This window comes from Dellaglioa sp. CoH-56-MRSF-13, from assembly GCF_056782095.1.
The window spans coordinates 305,792-320,046 of sequence record NZ_JBXAYC010000002.1; the positions used below are offsets into that span (position 1 = coordinate 305,792).

Annotated in this window: 16 protein-coding genes; 3 read left to right on the top strand and 13 right to left on the bottom strand. The window is 31.4% G+C overall.

The window, feature by feature from the left end; genetic code table 11:
• The 9 genes from AC1RP1_RS03335 to AC1RP1_RS03375 all read right to left on the bottom strand — a co-directional run.
• Nucleotides 1-633: hypothetical protein (locus tag AC1RP1_RS03335; protein WP_481761195.1), on the bottom strand; the 633-nt coding region annotated here is incomplete at its 3' end.
• 65 nt (nucleotides 634-698) lie between these two features.
• Nucleotides 699-1,337 carry a YtpR family tRNA-binding protein gene (gene ytpR, locus AC1RP1_RS03340; RefSeq protein WP_481761194.1) on the bottom strand — a complete coding sequence of 213 codons (639 nt, stop codon included), beginning with the start codon at nucleotides 1,335-1,337 and terminating at the stop codon, nucleotides 699-701.
• Between the two features lie 2 nt (nucleotides 1,338-1,339).
• Nucleotides 1,340-1,798 (bottom strand): universal stress protein, encoded by a 459-nt coding sequence (locus AC1RP1_RS03345; RefSeq protein WP_481761193.1) that lies wholly within the window; start codon nucleotides 1,796-1,798, stop codon nucleotides 1,340-1,342.
• An 18-nt stretch (nucleotides 1,799-1,816) separates the two neighbouring features.
• Entirely contained in the window at nucleotides 1,817-2,137 is a 321-nt protein-coding gene (locus AC1RP1_RS03350; protein WP_409022701.1) for a thioredoxin family protein, read from the bottom strand.
• A 5-nt stretch (nucleotides 2,138-2,142) separates the two neighbouring features.
• Nucleotides 2,143-3,222, bottom strand: coding sequence for a glutamyl aminopeptidase (pepA, locus tag AC1RP1_RS03355; RefSeq protein WP_409022702.1), 1,080 nt, complete (start codon nucleotides 3,220-3,222; stop codon nucleotides 2,143-2,145).
• Nucleotides 3,223-3,387: 165 nt separating this feature from the next.
• Nucleotides 3,388-4,047, bottom strand: a complete 660-nt coding sequence (gene trmB / locus AC1RP1_RS03360) for a tRNA (guanosine(46)-N7)-methyltransferase TrmB (RefSeq protein ID WP_409022703.1) — start codon at nucleotides 4,045-4,047, stop codon at nucleotides 3,388-3,390.
• 74 nt (nucleotides 4,048-4,121) lie between these two features.
• On the bottom strand, nucleotides 4,122-4,910 hold the full coding sequence (locus tag AC1RP1_RS03365; protein WP_481761192.1) for a phosphotransferase: 789 nt from the start codon (nucleotides 4,908-4,910) through the stop codon (nucleotides 4,122-4,124).
• 65 nt (nucleotides 4,911-4,975) lie between these two features.
• Nucleotides 4,976-6,193, bottom strand: a complete 1,218-nt coding sequence (locus AC1RP1_RS03370) for an ABC transporter permease (protein ID WP_481761191.1) — start codon at nucleotides 6,191-6,193, stop codon at nucleotides 4,976-4,978.
• Nucleotides 6,190-6,927, bottom strand: a complete 738-nt coding sequence (locus tag AC1RP1_RS03375; RefSeq protein WP_481761190.1) for an ABC transporter ATP-binding protein — start codon at nucleotides 6,925-6,927, stop codon at nucleotides 6,190-6,192. The genes AC1RP1_RS03370 and AC1RP1_RS03375 overlap by 4 nt, the downstream gene beginning before the upstream one ends.
• A gap of 114 nt (nucleotides 6,928-7,041) precedes the next feature.
• Here AC1RP1_RS03375 and AC1RP1_RS03380 point away from each other — a divergent pair, with 114 nt between their 5' ends.
• From AC1RP1_RS03380 to AC1RP1_RS03390, 3 genes are all read left to right on the top strand, one after another.
• Entirely contained in the window at nucleotides 7,042-7,473 is a 432-nt protein-coding gene (locus AC1RP1_RS03380) for an HIT family protein (protein WP_481761189.1), read from the top strand.
• The gene (locus tag AC1RP1_RS03385; RefSeq protein WP_481761188.1) at nucleotides 7,473-7,796 is read left to right on the top strand and encodes a hypothetical protein; all 324 of its coding nucleotides are present in this window, start codon (nucleotides 7,473-7,475) and stop codon (nucleotides 7,794-7,796) included. The genes AC1RP1_RS03380 and AC1RP1_RS03385 overlap by 1 nt, the downstream gene beginning before the upstream one ends.
• A 135-nt stretch (nucleotides 7,797-7,931) precedes the next feature.
• Nucleotides 7,932-8,837 (top strand): peptidylprolyl isomerase, encoded by a 906-nt coding sequence (locus AC1RP1_RS03390; RefSeq protein WP_481761187.1) that lies wholly within the window; start codon nucleotides 7,932-7,934, stop codon nucleotides 8,835-8,837.
• An 86-nt stretch (nucleotides 8,838-8,923) separates the two neighbouring features.
• Here the strand turns inward: AC1RP1_RS03390 and AC1RP1_RS03395 are convergent, their stop codons facing one another.
• The 4 genes from AC1RP1_RS03395 to AC1RP1_RS03410 all read right to left on the bottom strand — a co-directional run bounded on the left by AC1RP1_RS03395 (nucleotide 8,924) and on the right by AC1RP1_RS03410 (nucleotide 14,222).
• A complete protein-coding gene (locus tag AC1RP1_RS03395; RefSeq protein ID WP_481761186.1) occupies nucleotides 8,924-9,898 on the bottom strand; it encodes a 3'-5' exoribonuclease YhaM family protein in 975 nt (324 codons plus the stop codon).
• 10 nt (nucleotides 9,899-9,908) lie between these two features.
• Nucleotides 9,909-12,599 (bottom strand): ATP-binding protein, encoded by a 2,691-nt coding sequence (locus AC1RP1_RS03400; protein WP_481761185.1) that lies wholly within the window; start codon nucleotides 12,597-12,599, stop codon nucleotides 9,909-9,911.
• Nucleotides 12,586-13,806, bottom strand: a complete 1,221-nt coding sequence (locus AC1RP1_RS03405; protein ID WP_481761184.1) for a metallophosphoesterase family protein — start codon at nucleotides 13,804-13,806, stop codon at nucleotides 12,586-12,588. The genes AC1RP1_RS03400 and AC1RP1_RS03405 overlap by 14 nt, the downstream gene beginning before the upstream one ends.
• Before the next feature lie 71 nt (nucleotides 13,807-13,877).
• On the bottom strand, nucleotides 13,878-14,222 hold the full coding sequence (locus tag AC1RP1_RS03410) for a YlbF/YmcA family competence regulator (protein ID WP_481761183.1): 345 nt from the start codon (nucleotides 14,220-14,222) through the stop codon (nucleotides 13,878-13,880).
• Nucleotides 14,223-14,255 lie beyond the last annotated feature (33 nt).

Below are 14,255 nucleotides of genomic sequence, written 5' to 3' on the forward strand. Positions count from 1 at the left end.
TACTTCTTCATTAGTTTGGTGATTGGTACTTACAAATGCAAGTTCTTCACGTGACAAAACTTCAGGTTTATTTTTAAAAACGGCTAATTCATTTTGAGCCTCATTCTCAGAAACTGATATTTCAAATAATCCTCGAGCTAAAGCGTGCTTGTTATTAGCAACTACATTTATATTTGCTTTTTTTATCTGTTCATTTTTTTCATCAAACACATCAGGCTCTAAATTTGTATTTTGTAATAAAGTATCTTCTTGTTTATTATCTTCGATTACTGAATCTACTTCTGGTACTATTTTTTTAGCTACACTATCCACAGAATATAACGTATTTTCATCATTATTAGATACTTGATTTTCCTCTTCAGCAAAATCATCAAACAGTAAATAAGTATCCTTTGCTTTAGTTAATTGAACTAAAATTTTCCGATACCTTACGTTTTTATTTTGCTTTTTATTTGTAAAAAATGTGGGGATTTGTTTTGGTTTGAAACCTCGAGAATAGCGATTAATTTGTGCTTTTTCACTTTGACTATCTATCTTTGTCTCTTTGCGCGCAAATTTCTCATTGTGATGTGGTTTATTTACATCTTTTTTTAACGTTTTCTTATAAAATGCAGGTCCATCGTAACGCTCCATTAATTTCATCCTAACTATGTAAAAAACTAATTGCAATAACCGCAATTAGTTTTTATAAATCTATATTATGCAAATAATTTGGCTGCCTTCTCAAAATCGAATGCATCACCAACATGATTCATCTTTTCATCTAAAACTAAAATACCATGGACAGTTGGAGCATTAGGAATAGCCAACTCTTGAGCTGAACAAACCATGCCATAACTATCAATACCACGTAATTTACCCGGCCAAATAATAGCCCCAGTTGGCATCATTGCGCCAACTTTAGCAACAACAACAAGCTGACCTTGTTCAATATTAGGTGCACCACAAACGATATCTAGTGTCTCACCATTATTGACTTCAATTTTTGTGATATGCAAATGATCAGAATCAGGATGTTCATTACATTCAGCTACATATCCCACAACAAATTTAGGATCGTCATCGACAACAAGTACATCCTTAAATCCAGCAGCAACGATAAGTTGATTTAATTTTTCTACTTGTTTTTCATCTAAAAAGATTTGTCCGTTACCTACTAAATCAAGTGATTCTTTAGAGATTTCTAGAAAATTAAATCCCAACGTTTCATTCGATTTTTCATTGAAAATACGAACGACATTATTTTTTAATTCTGACTTTTGGTTTTCTACCTCTTCACGTAAAACAACCATTAATGTATCGCCAACGTTCTTTAAATTATAACTTGCTATTAACATATTTATTTATGAGTTCCCTTCTTATTATCACTAATGACTAAGACGTCACATGGCGCATTTCTTAGAATTGCATCTGTTGTTGATCCATTCACAAATCTTTCAACAACGTTAGCCCCTGTTTGCCCAACCATAATTAAATCAATATGTTTTTCTTCTGGTATTTCACGACTTAATAAAACTTTAGAAGATCCATATACTAAAATAGTTTCAACATCAATAACGCCCTTATCTATCGCAATTTGTTTGTAGTCGGCTAAGGTATCATTTAATCGCTTAACTTCAGTTGTAACGTCATCTTCATCTTCAGAAAATGTATTGTCAACACTTCGCTCAACAACATGTACAACTATTAAACTAGCCTCGTTTTTTAAAGTACTCTCAACTGCCTGATTAAATGCACGTTCAGATTGCACACTTCCATCTATCCCGACCATTACTCTTTTATAAACTTGTTCAAACATCACTATCACCCCAATGGTTTAGTCTAATTTGTTCATAAATGATTCGATTTGTTCTTTCGTTTTACGCTCTTTATTCACATAACGATCAAGCTCAACACCGTTATTGTATGCAACAAAACTCGGAATACCAAAAATACCCCAATCTTGGCAAAGTTCAATTTGTTCATCGCGATCTACTTTATAGAATTTAAAATCGGAATACTCTGCTTCAATTTCAGGCATTAATGGTTCAATAAAGTTACAGTCTGGACACCAACCTGCCGTAAAATAAAACAATGATTTACCATTCAATAATAATTCATTTAATTTATCTTTTTCTAAAACTTTTAATTTTTCCAATCTAACTACCCCTTAATGATTGTATCGACAGTTGAACGGTCCAATCCTAAAATTGTTTTTTCAAGTAATTCTTTTGCTGCTTCATAGTCTCTGATTGAGAACATTGTTTGATGCGTATGAATATAACGTGCACAAACGCCAATAACAGAACTTGGAATACCATTATTTGCTGTTTGAGCTGCGCCAGCATCAGTACCACCTTGAGAAACAAAGTACTGATAAGGAATATTGTTATCCGAAGCAGTATCCAATAAAAATTCTTTTAATCTAGGAAGCGTTACTAATCTTGGATCATAAATTCTGATCAACGTTCCTTCACCAAGATGTCCAAATGTTCCCTTTGTTGTTTCAATATCATTTGCTGCTGAACAGTCGACAGCAAAAAATAAATCAGGTTTCAGCATATTTACTGCACCTGGCGTGCCTCGTAGTCCAACTTCTTCTTGAACATTAGCACCAGCGAATAAAGTATTTGGTAATGTTACGTCTTTTAATTTTTCAAGTGTTTCCAGTACTGCAGTACAACCGTAACGGTTATCCCATGCCTTACTAATAATATTTTTACCATTAGCTGTTTTAATTGTTTCAACATCCGGAACAATATAATCTCCTGGTGCAATACCAAACTCTTTTGCTTCACTTGCAGATTCAAATCCACCATCAAATAAAATATCATTAATTTGTGGTGTTGCATTTTGATGATTATCACCACGCAATAAATGAGGTGATACTGAAGAAGAAATTATTGGGTACGTTTGACCTGATCGTGTTGTTAGTGTGAATCGTTGTGAAGAAACAACAAATGGATTCCATCCACCAAGTGGGCGAACTGAAAATAACCCATTGTCATTAATTGCGGCAAGCATGAATCCAACTTCGTCCATATGAGCAGCGGTCATAATTTTAGGTGCATTTATATCTGCATTTTTACGGATACCAAAAATCCCACCCAAACCATCCTGAACAACCTCATCAACATTTGGTGTCATTTTTTCGCGCATTACATCACGTACGTTATTTTCAAATCCACTTGTTGCCTGAAGTTCAGTCATTGTTTTAACTAAATTAAACGTTTTATCATTCATATTAGAGAGCCCCTTTTCATTTTATTGGACGAATTAGTCCCAATTTTGTCTACTCACTTAGCTTAATATTTCTTACTTTATATTATATAATAGTACCATAAAAGAATCCATGAATGTAGCTTAGTTACTATGTAACGGCGTTTTTACAAAAAAAATCTGGAATTTTTATTCCAGATTTTTAGACGTATTAAAATGTGCTTCTAACTTATAGATAGGCTGTCCCTTTTTACTAAATTTTTCTTCATATTCAGTCATGACATTATCTTCAGCTTCAACGCTTGCATGTAAATCAAGCCAAACTTGATCATAACCCATTCCATACTCATTTAAACTAACTAATGAGTATTCAAACAAGCCACGATTATCTGTCTTAAATTCAAGATGACCATCATTTTTCATAACTTTTTCATAGCCTTTTAAGAAACTGCCATGAGTAAGTCGACGTTTGGCTTGTCTTGTTTTAGGCCAAGGATCTGAAAAATTCAAATAAATGCCATCAACTTCATTATCATCAAAAAATTCAGTTACCGAATCACCGTTACCTAAAATTAATTGTAAATTTGGAATTTGTGCTTCAACTTGTTTCTTCAACGTAATTGCTGCAATTGTCGTTTGCAATTCAATTCCGATAAAATTATATTCCGGAAATTTTCTAGCCATTCCCATAATAAATCCACCCTTACCCATACCTATTTCAATAAAAAGTGGTTGTTTTTTCTCAAATCTTGATTGCCATTTACCCTTAAACTGATTAGGTGATGTTACAAGTAGTTCCGGATGTTCTGCAATTAACGGTTCAGCCCATGCTTTATTTCTTAATCTCAACTTATATATCCTCATTTCATTTGATAAAGTAAGTGGGGCTAGAACGTATTAATCGTTTTAGCCCCACTTACTTTTTAATCCATTTTTATATTATATTTTTGTAATTCTATTATTGCCTGATTCATTTCATGAAATCGACTTAATTGATGTGCTTTTTTTATTCGTTGTAATTTTGCTATTATAATGTACCAGTTTATTCTGTTTAATAAATCGTTATTCTCCAATGACTCATGATAACCACTCAGCCAACTACTCCATTGTGTATCTGGAATGTATTCAGACATAACTAAGCTCAAATCCATAGCAGGATCAGCAATTTTTGCTGACTCCCAATCAACTAAATATAATTGATTAGTATCAGACTGTAACCAATTTCGATGATTCAAATCACCATGACAAACTGTATACTTATCCGTTGATAGTTCAGGTTGATGTTCATTTAATTGCTGAAACATTTTTGATAGCAAGGGGTGCTGCTTTAAATCATCACTCAAATCGTCAAAATAATTAGCTAATAAGCCACTAGGTGTGATAACTTCTCCACCAACCTGTCTCAACATATTTTTTAATTGCTTTGAGCGATGAATTTTAGATAATAATTCAGGAACCATTTTTTGATCCATTTCATCAGAATGAAGGTTTCGTCCATTTAGCCACTCTTGTGCAGTTATTGTATCCCCACTTGAGATTCGCTTAGTCCAAATTAATTTTGGTGTAATACCAGCAACTGAGAGCGCAGCTAAAAAAGGTGACATATTTTGTTTCAAAAACACCTTTTCTTGTGCACGTGTACCCATGTATGCAGTGCCTGTATCTCCACCAATTGGTAACAATTGCCAACCGGGATCTAAATTAAAATCCATACTATTATTACCTCTTTTTCCCGACTAAGCTCTGATGCTATAGTTTCATCTTACAAACATCCCTATTATACGTCAAGGATTTTTTTAACTCTGGTAACTAAGTAAACATTAGTAAACAGCATTATTTCCACTAAACTCACCAAAACACCATAACCCATCATTAAAAATTGTCCTGTACCAATATAGATTGCGATATTAAAAAGTACTGCACTTACACTTATAATTGTTAATGTAAACTTTTTGAAATTCTTAATTTGATACTCTTTTCCTTTTGGATATAGTCTAGTAAAAATAATATTATCGTAATGTTTTGCAAAAGGTAACAATTGAAAACCAATCAGATAAATAAATAAGATTAAAAATGCGAGTGCTAGCCAACCATTTGAAATAAATGCAATAATTAGCGCTCCAATTAGAGTTAATCTAATAAATAAGCCACTAAATTCAGTTCCGCGAATAAATCCCCTTGCATATAAAAATGTATAAACATTTGCGTCATCTTTTTTAATATGATTTAAAATGAAATCAAGGTACACTCTTCTCTTAACATTCCCTCTAACCATTGGTACATCAGTAAATAAATTAAAGAAACGGTAAATCCCTAACATTCTATTTTCTTCAAAACTGATTGCTTTTTTCCAATCAAAGATTTCCTTAAATCCTTTTGCAGCTAGCTGATTTAAAACAAAGCTACTTAAAATAGCAACGATAAAACTCAGAATAAACGTACCATATAATCCAAGGATATAAATCAAAATAGGCAATAAAATATTAACTAATTTGATACTTCCCCAACTAAACCGGTTATTTTGATATTTTTCAAGTAATGAAATGACTAACCAATTATTTTTCAAGCATAGTTGCGTTAAAATCAAGAAAATAATATTGATTACTGAGATTTTCATTCCAATCATCATAACTGGGATAAGTAACACAATAAATCCAACTTGCATTAAGCTGGCCATAACTGTTGAATAGCGTTTTGCCTTTTTTAAATAACTAATTAATGCATGTTCCTGTGGTAAAAGAAAAACAATATCCGCTTCTTTTAATAACGTACTTAAACGGCCGATTTGTAAAATCACCAGTAATCCAATCACTAATGCAGGCCGATACCAAACTAAATTAACAGGCATCACCTTTAGCCCATTTGAATAAGCCAAACCAAGTCCACCAACAAAAAACATAATTGCAACAACAAAATGATCATTCAAAACATATCGTAAATATTTTAATAATAATAACTGATGACTTTTTAAACGTGTTGTCCATAAGTCTTTCATTTTGTTACCTCTTCCTTAGTTAAACCAAGATAAATTTCATCTAAGGAAGCATCTGGATTCTTATAGGCTTGTCTTAATTCAACCATTGTTCCTTGTGTTTTAATTTCACCTTTATTCAGTAAAATGAACCAATCGCAATACTTTTCAGCTGTGGCTAAAACGTGAGTTGACATTAAGACACTTGCGCCACGCTTCTTTTCAGCAACAATTAACTCTAATAAATCGTTAATTGCTAAGGGGTCTAGCCCGAGAAATGGCTCATCAATAACATAAAAATCAGATTCTGTTAAAAAAGCACAGACAATCATAACTTTTTGTTTCATCCCTTTTGAAAAGTTAGCGGGAAACCATTCTAACTTGTTATCAAGTCTAAATATTTTAAGTAATTCATTAGCTTTTTTCCATGCCTTAGTTTCATTCAATCCATAAGCCATCATTGAGAGTTCAATGTGTTCTTTTAATGTTAATTCTTCATAAAGAATAGGCGTTTCAGGAATATATGCTAAATGTGATTTATAAGCCTGGCTATCTTCCCTTAAGGTTACGCCATTTAATTTAATAGTTCCTTTTTGCGGGGTTAATAACCCAATTATATGATTGATTGTAGTCGATTTACCTGCACCATTTAAACCAATTAAGCCAACGACATTTCCAGGTTTAACTTCAAAAGAAATATCTTTTAAAACTGGTATTTGAGAGTAACCACCCACTAAATTTTTAACTTCTAATGTCATTTTCTAATTCCCCATTTACAATTTATTTATGCCTTTAATTATATCATATTATGGTGAATTATCATTCATGATGTATAATAAAAGTATTAACTAACTTTGAAAGAAGGCAAACATATGACTGACTGTATTTTTTGTAAAATAATTGCCAATGATATTCCTAGTTTCACCGTATACGAAGATGAAGACATTAAAGCATTTCTTGATATCTCACAAACAACCCCAGGCCATACACTTGTTATTCCAAAAAAACATGTTGCTAATATTTTTGAATATGACCAAGCACTCGCTAGTAAAGTTTTTTCTAAAATTCCAATGATTGCTTCCGCAATTAAAGTAAGCAATCCAGATATTCAAGGGATGAATATCGTCAATAATAACGGTGAACTAGCTTACCAATCTGTTTTTCACTCACATTTTCATTTAATTCCTAGATACTCAACAAAAGATACTTTTAAAATGTCATTCAAGGATAATTCCAAGAAGTACACATCCGAGCAACTTGAATCAATTATGATGTCAATCAAGAATAAGATTGGAGAAAAATAATGTCAAAAACACTTAAACGAATTAGTTTGTTATCAATTATTGGTGGGTCAGCATACTATGCCTATAACCATAGAGATGAACTTATTACTTTTGTTGCAGATAAAAAAGTTCAGTTAAAAGCAGATTTTTCTGACTATCAAAATGATATCAATCGCGTAACTAATTCATCAAAAAAATTGCAGTATGCTACAGATCATCTGAATACGATTATCGAAGAAACATTACCCATCGTCGATTCCATTAGCAATCGTATAGAAAAGTTTACTTATGAGATCGAGCCAAATATCAATAAAATTAATAAAAAATTAGAAAAGTATCAATGAATTAGGCTTTTAAAAGTTTGATTTTTTTGTGAATTTTCGGTCATTTACTTTCATTATATGATAATTATGTTATATTAAACGTATTAGTCTTTCATTGAGAAGACAAAAAATTTAAGAAATAGGATGTGTTAGGTTATGAAAAAATGGCTTGTTGCTTTAGCCGGCGTACTATTAACATTTACATTAGCGGGTTGTGGGAGCTCAACAGTTGCAACTACTTCAGGTGGTAAGGTTACAGAAAGTGCTTACTACGATAGTTTGAAGAAAACTTCAAGTGGTACATCAATTTTACAACAAATGATTTTGAACAAAGTATTGGAAAAACAATATGGTGATGATGTTTCTGATAAAGAAGTCACAAAACAATACGATACTTATAAAGCTAAATATGGTTCAAGTTTCTCATCTGTCTTATCACAAAACAGTATGACAAAGACTAGTTTTAAAGCAGAATTACGTTCTAACTTACTTTTAAAAGCTGCTGTTAAACATTACAGTGATTTAAGTTCTACAGCTGTAGATAAGCAATGGGAAGAATACCAACCAACTATTACAGTTCAACGTATTCAAGTTGCTTCAAAATCAGATGCAGAAAAAATCATCAAACAACTTGATGAACAAAAGACTGCTAAAAAGTTAACTGACAAATTTACTGCATTAGCTAAATCAAAATCAACAGATACAACTTCTGCAAGTACTGGTGGTACTTTAGCTGCATTTAACAATACAGATACAACACTAACAGCAGAATTTAAAAAAGCTGCATTTGATTTAAAACAAGGTAAATATACAACTACACCTGTTAAAACAACAGCAGGTTATGATGTAATCTTGAGTGTTAAAAATGCTGGTAAAGGTAAAAAAGCCGATCACATTTCTGACTTAAAAGAACAAATTGTTACTGAAACTATGGCTGACTCAACTAAATTACAAAAAATTGTTGGTAAAGTTCTTAAAAAAGGTAACGTATCAATCAAAGATGATGACTTGAAAGATGTTCTTTCAAGCTACTTATCATCATCTTCTTCATCTTCAAAATAAATACATCAAAACATCAGATTATATCTGGTGTTTTTTTTTCGAAAAAAATATCTCAATGGAATTTATCCATTGAGATATTTTTCAATTTAATTATTTGTTACATTACTGTCAGCATGTGGTTTATAGAAATTTCGACCATCCATACCAAATATACGTTCAGAAAATTCGCCCTCTTCTGTATGAGCCAATGACCCTTTCAACATTTGAATTGATGCATCAATATTATCAATTTGATGTAAAACATCTGCTTCAATTAAATGAGGTTGCACTGGTGAACCATACTCTAGTAACCCATGATGCGCAAGAACAACGTGACGTAATAAAATCATGTCTTCTGTCTGAAGATCAATTTTTAATTCACCTGCTGCTTTAACAATTTCTTCATCAATTAATACAATATGCCCAATTAAATTTCCAGCTAATGTATAAGTTGTTGCCACAGAACCTGATAATTCGATTGTTTTTCCTAAATCATGTAAAATCACACCTGCGTAAAGTAATGGTGCATTAATCACATCACCATATTCGGCAACAATTGATTTAGCTAATCGCAACATTGAAAGTGTATGGTAGGCTAACCCACCAGAAAATGCGTGATGATTTTTCTTTGCAGCGGGATAACTGAAAAAATCATCATGTTTTTCGGCAATGAGATATCTTACAATTCGATTCCAATTTGGGTTTGTAATTTCAAAAATAGCTTTATTAAATTCTTCTTCCATCTCATCTTTTTTCATTGGTGCACTAACGACAAATTGACTCGGATCATTAGGTTCACCCTCTTCAGTCAATCTAATATGATAGATTTTCATCTGTGGATTATTTTGGTAAACTTCACGTTTTCCTTTTATAAAGGCAACTTTACCCGTTTGAAATTGTTCAATTGCCTCTGGCGTTGCATCCCAAAGCTTAGCGCTAATTTGGCCTGAACTATCTTCAAAATTAAATGCAATAAATTGCTTATTATTCTTTGTATTTCTAACTTCTGCACTCTTAATTAAAACAAATAATGCTACGTTTTCGTCAACTTTATATTCAAATATTTTTTTCTCTTGTGCCATGTCCATCCTCCTATAACTTAATTATTTTATCGTTATCAAATCCAGTTAATCCTGAATCATCTGCCGTTAAATAAATAATTTGAACTTTTTTACTTATTTCTCGTATTAGTTTTAAAACGGCATTTTTTCTGTTTTTATCAAAATTAACAAACCCATCATCAATAATTAATGGTAATTCGATTGATTTATTAATTGTCATGATTAAAGCAAATCTAAGTGCGATATATAGCTGCTCTGCTGTTCCTTGTGACAATTCTCCCACTTCAAATGATACCATATCAGAAGAAACGACGGTTAATAATCCTGATATATTATTTATTTGTGTAAAATGGCCTAATGTTAATAGTTCAAAATAATGATTTGCTAATTGCAACATTTGTGGCATTCTAACCCCAGAAGAGTCTTTTAATGCCTCGTTAATCCAATTAATAGTTAACTTTTGAGTTAACCATTTATCAGCTAATTCACTTAAAATTGTAACTTTTTCAGCCAACTCTTGTCGAAGTTCTGTATAATTCCCTTCTGCCTTCAAAGTCCGTAATAACGTCTGTTGATCAATAATCTCCTGATTAATGTTCATTATACTATTTTGCAATTGTTTCAATTGTTCTGTAAGCTCATCTAATTGTTCATCTAAACTTTCTTTCGTTTCAAATCTAGCAAGATTTTTTCTAACCTCCACAGGAAGCTGCTCATTAATTGTATCCAATTTAGATTTGTCTTGAACAAATTGCTTTTGTAAATCGTAATTTTTTTCAAATTGCTCAATTGACGTTAAATGATATTGCGTTAATATTTCATTAATTTGATTAGAAATATCAGCAGTCACATTATCTTCATGCTTTTGTTGTTCATTTAAATAGCCCATTTTATTTTTTATTGATTGTGATTCAGCAATTAAAGGTTGTAATTTATCATTAAAGCCTCTAATTCTAGCTAAACTATCTGCCATATCACTTTTATTTAGTGCTAGAAAACTATCAGCAAAATCTGTCTGATTCAAATAATTTTTTATCTTGTCAGTTAACGTTTTAATTTCTGCTGATTTTTGACTAATTTGATCTGTTATAGACTGTATTCGACTTAAGTCATTTTGAATTGAGAACCACTGATTCTTTGGAAAATCATCTAAAACGTATTGAATTTGATAATCCGTTAATTCAGTATCAGTTTGTCTCAATTGTTCGTCCAGTTCACCTATCTTCAATTGATTTTCATCAATTTCTGCAGTAATCATTTGTCTTTTATTTTGTATTTGCATCAGAGCATCACTACTTGATTTATCCTTAGAATTAGACTGCTTAAATACAATTATGGTATATACAACTATCATAATATCTAGTATCAATCCCATTATTTTAAACGGCATTGGTAAGATCATACTTAGTACAAATAGTATAACACTTACCCCTACTAAGATACTTTGTTGTGTAGACCATTTACTTTTTTGTACTTGATTTTTTTGATCAATTGATTGATTTAAATCTAAAATATCTTGTTTTTTCGTCAATTGCTTTTGTTCAATTTCTTGAAGTATTCGTTTATTGCTCTCTTCAGATTTAATTAATGTGACAATATTTTTAAAATCATCAGGATCAAACGCTATTGGAACTTTTCCGTTGATATTTTGATATTGCATCATTAACCGTTCTTGTTCTGTTAATAGTTGGTTTAAACTCGTCTGTTCTAATACAACTTTATCTAAATATTGTTGATTATCAGCTAATTGTTCAAATAATATATCAAAATCAACTTTATTGTTTTCATAAAAATTTATTAAATTTAATGCTGCTAAATTTTCTTTTTCATCAACTACACTCTGATTAATCGATTTTAACCTTTCATTATTTATCTTTTGTTTCTCTAGTAAATTTTGTATTTTTTGATAATTATCAACAGAAATCATAGCATCTTCATCAGTTTGTTTTAGCTTATCCGTCAACTCATTAGATTGTTCATATATTGACCAATTTTGCTTTAATTGTTCGTAGCGTTGGTAATCTTTGGTTAGATTATATTGTGTTGTTTGTAGCCCTTTAATTTGTTCCCTATTTTGATCTAACTTTTTTTGTGTCTCAACATATTCCGGAAATTTCTGTTTGGCAATATTTATTTTATTAACTAAATCATTGTATAACGCAATTTCCTTATTTAACTCAGTTACACGACCTGCTGGCTTATAGACGTGATCGGCATCTTTTTGAATTTTTTTAGTTAATTCTAACCATTCTTGACTACCAACTGCTCCCATCGTCGTTAGATACTCATTTAAATCTTCATTCGTTAAATTAAATACTTGGTTTAACGCCTGCTGATTAAATGAAAATACTTGATTGTATAAATTTTCATCGACTGGATTTAGCCATTCATGCAGCTTACTACTAGCTACTTTCATCCCATCATCACTTTTAACAATAGATACCTTGCCACCAGATTTACCTTGTGTACGAGTTAGTCGATAAGCATCGTTACCAATTAATAATTCCAACTCTCCACCATATGTGGATGAGTCTTTAGGCAGATATTGTTGGTACTTCTTTTTCGCATTTGCAAATCCAAATAACATACTCAATACGAATGCTGTTAACGTCGATTTACCTGCTTCATTCAGACCAAAAATAACCTGATTCGTTTGATTAAAATCAAACGTTTTATCATGCCACTTCCCAAATCCGTAAATTTTAACTTTAGTTATTTTCATCTATATGACCCTCTATCGCTTGATTTTCATGAAGCAATGTTTTTGAATTTTCTTGTAATTCTACTAAATGTCCCGTTTCTAATAAGTACGTATTAAGTTCCGGAATTTGTAATAATTTATCAGCGAGTTCAGTCATTCCATCATCAGTAAAAACACGTTTTGCGCTTTCTTCCCAGTATTGTTGATCAATTGATTCAAAAGCTACCTTTTTATTAATCACCGTTTTAATTTTAACAATCCAATAGTAATTATCTGGCATATGTTTTTGAATCCAAGCAGTTAATAAATCACCATTTTGAATGCGATTTACTAGGCTATCACTAAAATTATCTAAATCTGTGATTTGTATCACTATTAAATATGATTTATCTTTAGAAAAAAGTTGGCATTCAGCGTCAATCTTATCAATAGCATCTGATAGTGAATCAATTTTTGCCATTGAAATATTAACTGTTTCCCAATCAATTGTAGATGACGTTATAAATTTGGGAACCAACTTATTTCCATCACTATTCACTAGATAAAACCCTTTATCGCCTGATTCTTTACGGTGCCGACCTTGTGTATTTCCAGGATAGATAACTGGGGGTTGTTCATTCAAAATCTGTCTTACATGAATATGACCCAATCCCCAATAATCATAATTTTTCTGTAATAATTCTTTAACAGTAAATGGTGCATAACTTTCATCTGATATTGAATTTATACCCTCATTTGCCCCATGGATAAGCCCAATATGCCATTTCTCATCACCACGAACAGGATAATCAACGATTTTTGATGGTTCCCATCTATGTGCATAACTAAACCCAGTTAATCGAACTTCATCGCCATTTTTTAAAATGTGCGTCACTGTTTCAACTTCACTTGTAAATAAAGTTACATTTGATGGAAAAGTTAAATGATCTTGAGCATTATCAGAAAAATCATGGTTACCAAAACTCAAATAAACATTTATTCCGGCCTTTTGCAGTCGTTCACACTGACTAATTAACGTTGTTTGTGCCATAATACTCATCTCAGATGAATCATATAAATCCCCAACTAAACAAACAAAGTCTACTGATTCTTCAATAGCCGTATCTACGAGATTACTCAAAGCTTTAAATGTTGACTGATAAATCGAATCCATTAACTGACTTGGTACATTTTTTAATCCTCCAAAAGGACTATCTAAATGTAAATCAGCTGCATGAATAAATTTCATCTTCCCACTCCTTTATAAAAAAAAACCTGGTACAAAACATAATTGCTTTGCTTCCAGGATTTTTATTCGAATTAATTATGATATAAATCTTGTATTGGTTTTGTGATAATTGAATTAACTTCATTCATAATTTCACTTAAAACTTGTTCTTTAACCATTAAATCTTTGATTGTATCAAAATCACCGATTTTTTCTGAAAGATTATGAGCATTTTCAAGTTCTTCGTCTGTCATTTCTTCACCATTCATTTGTTTTTGTTGCAAAGACATTTGAATTGTTTGAAATTCTTTAAATAATTTATATGCAATTTCATCTTCTTGCATTTTTGTATAAGCTGATTTCAAAGCCTTATATTCTTCCGTTTGACTAAGATCTTGACTCATTTGGTTCGCTGTATCATAAATATTAACAACCATTTCTGATTCCTCCAATAATAATTTATATTAACT

What these genes read in the sequence shown, in the direction of transcription:
- AC1RP1_RS03400 (WP_481761185.1), bottom strand. Translation starts at nt 12,599, where the DNA reads ATGAAAATAACTAAAGTTAAAATTTACGGATTTGGGAAGTGGCATGAT.
- AC1RP1_RS03365 (WP_481761192.1), bottom strand. Translation starts at nt 4,910, where the DNA reads ATGGATTTTAATTTAGATCCCGGTTGGCAATTGTTACCAATTGGTGGA.
- AC1RP1_RS03395 (WP_481761186.1), bottom strand. Translation starts at nt 9,898, where the DNA reads ATGGCACAAGAGAAAAAAATATTTGAATATAAAGTTGACGAAAACGTA.
- AC1RP1_RS03345 (WP_481761193.1), bottom strand. Translation starts at nt 1,798, where the DNA reads ATGTTTGAACAAGTTTATAAAAGAGTAATGGTCGGGATAGATGGAAGT.
- AC1RP1_RS03405 (WP_481761184.1), bottom strand. Translation starts at nt 13,806, where the DNA reads ATGAAATTTATTCATGCAGCTGATTTACATTTAGATAGTCCTTTTGGA.
- AC1RP1_RS03390 (WP_481761187.1), top strand. Translation starts at nt 7,932, where the DNA reads ATGAAAAAATGGCTTGTTGCTTTAGCCGGCGTACTATTAACATTTACA.
- AC1RP1_RS03380 (WP_481761189.1), top strand. Translation starts at nt 7,042, where the DNA reads ATGACTGACTGTATTTTTTGTAAAATAATTGCCAATGATATTCCTAGT.
- AC1RP1_RS03385 (WP_481761188.1), top strand. Translation starts at nt 7,473, where the DNA reads ATGTCAAAAACACTTAAACGAATTAGTTTGTTATCAATTATTGGTGGG.
- AC1RP1_RS03410 (WP_481761183.1), bottom strand. Translation starts at nt 14,222, where the DNA reads ATGGTTGTTAATATTTATGATACAGCGAACCAAATGAGTCAAGATCTT.
- AC1RP1_RS03375 (WP_481761190.1), bottom strand. Translation starts at nt 6,927, where the DNA reads ATGACATTAGAAGTTAAAAATTTAGTGGGTGGTTACTCTCAAATACCA.
- pepA (WP_409022702.1), bottom strand. Translation starts at nt 3,222, where the DNA reads ATGAATGATAAAACGTTTAATTTAGTTAAAACAATGACTGAACTTCAG.
- AC1RP1_RS03370 (WP_481761191.1), bottom strand. Translation starts at nt 6,193, where the DNA reads ATGAAAGACTTATGGACAACACGTTTAAAAAGTCATCAGTTATTATTA.
- ytpR (WP_481761194.1), bottom strand. Translation starts at nt 1,337, where the DNA reads ATGTTAATAGCAAGTTATAATTTAAAGAACGTTGGCGATACATTAATG.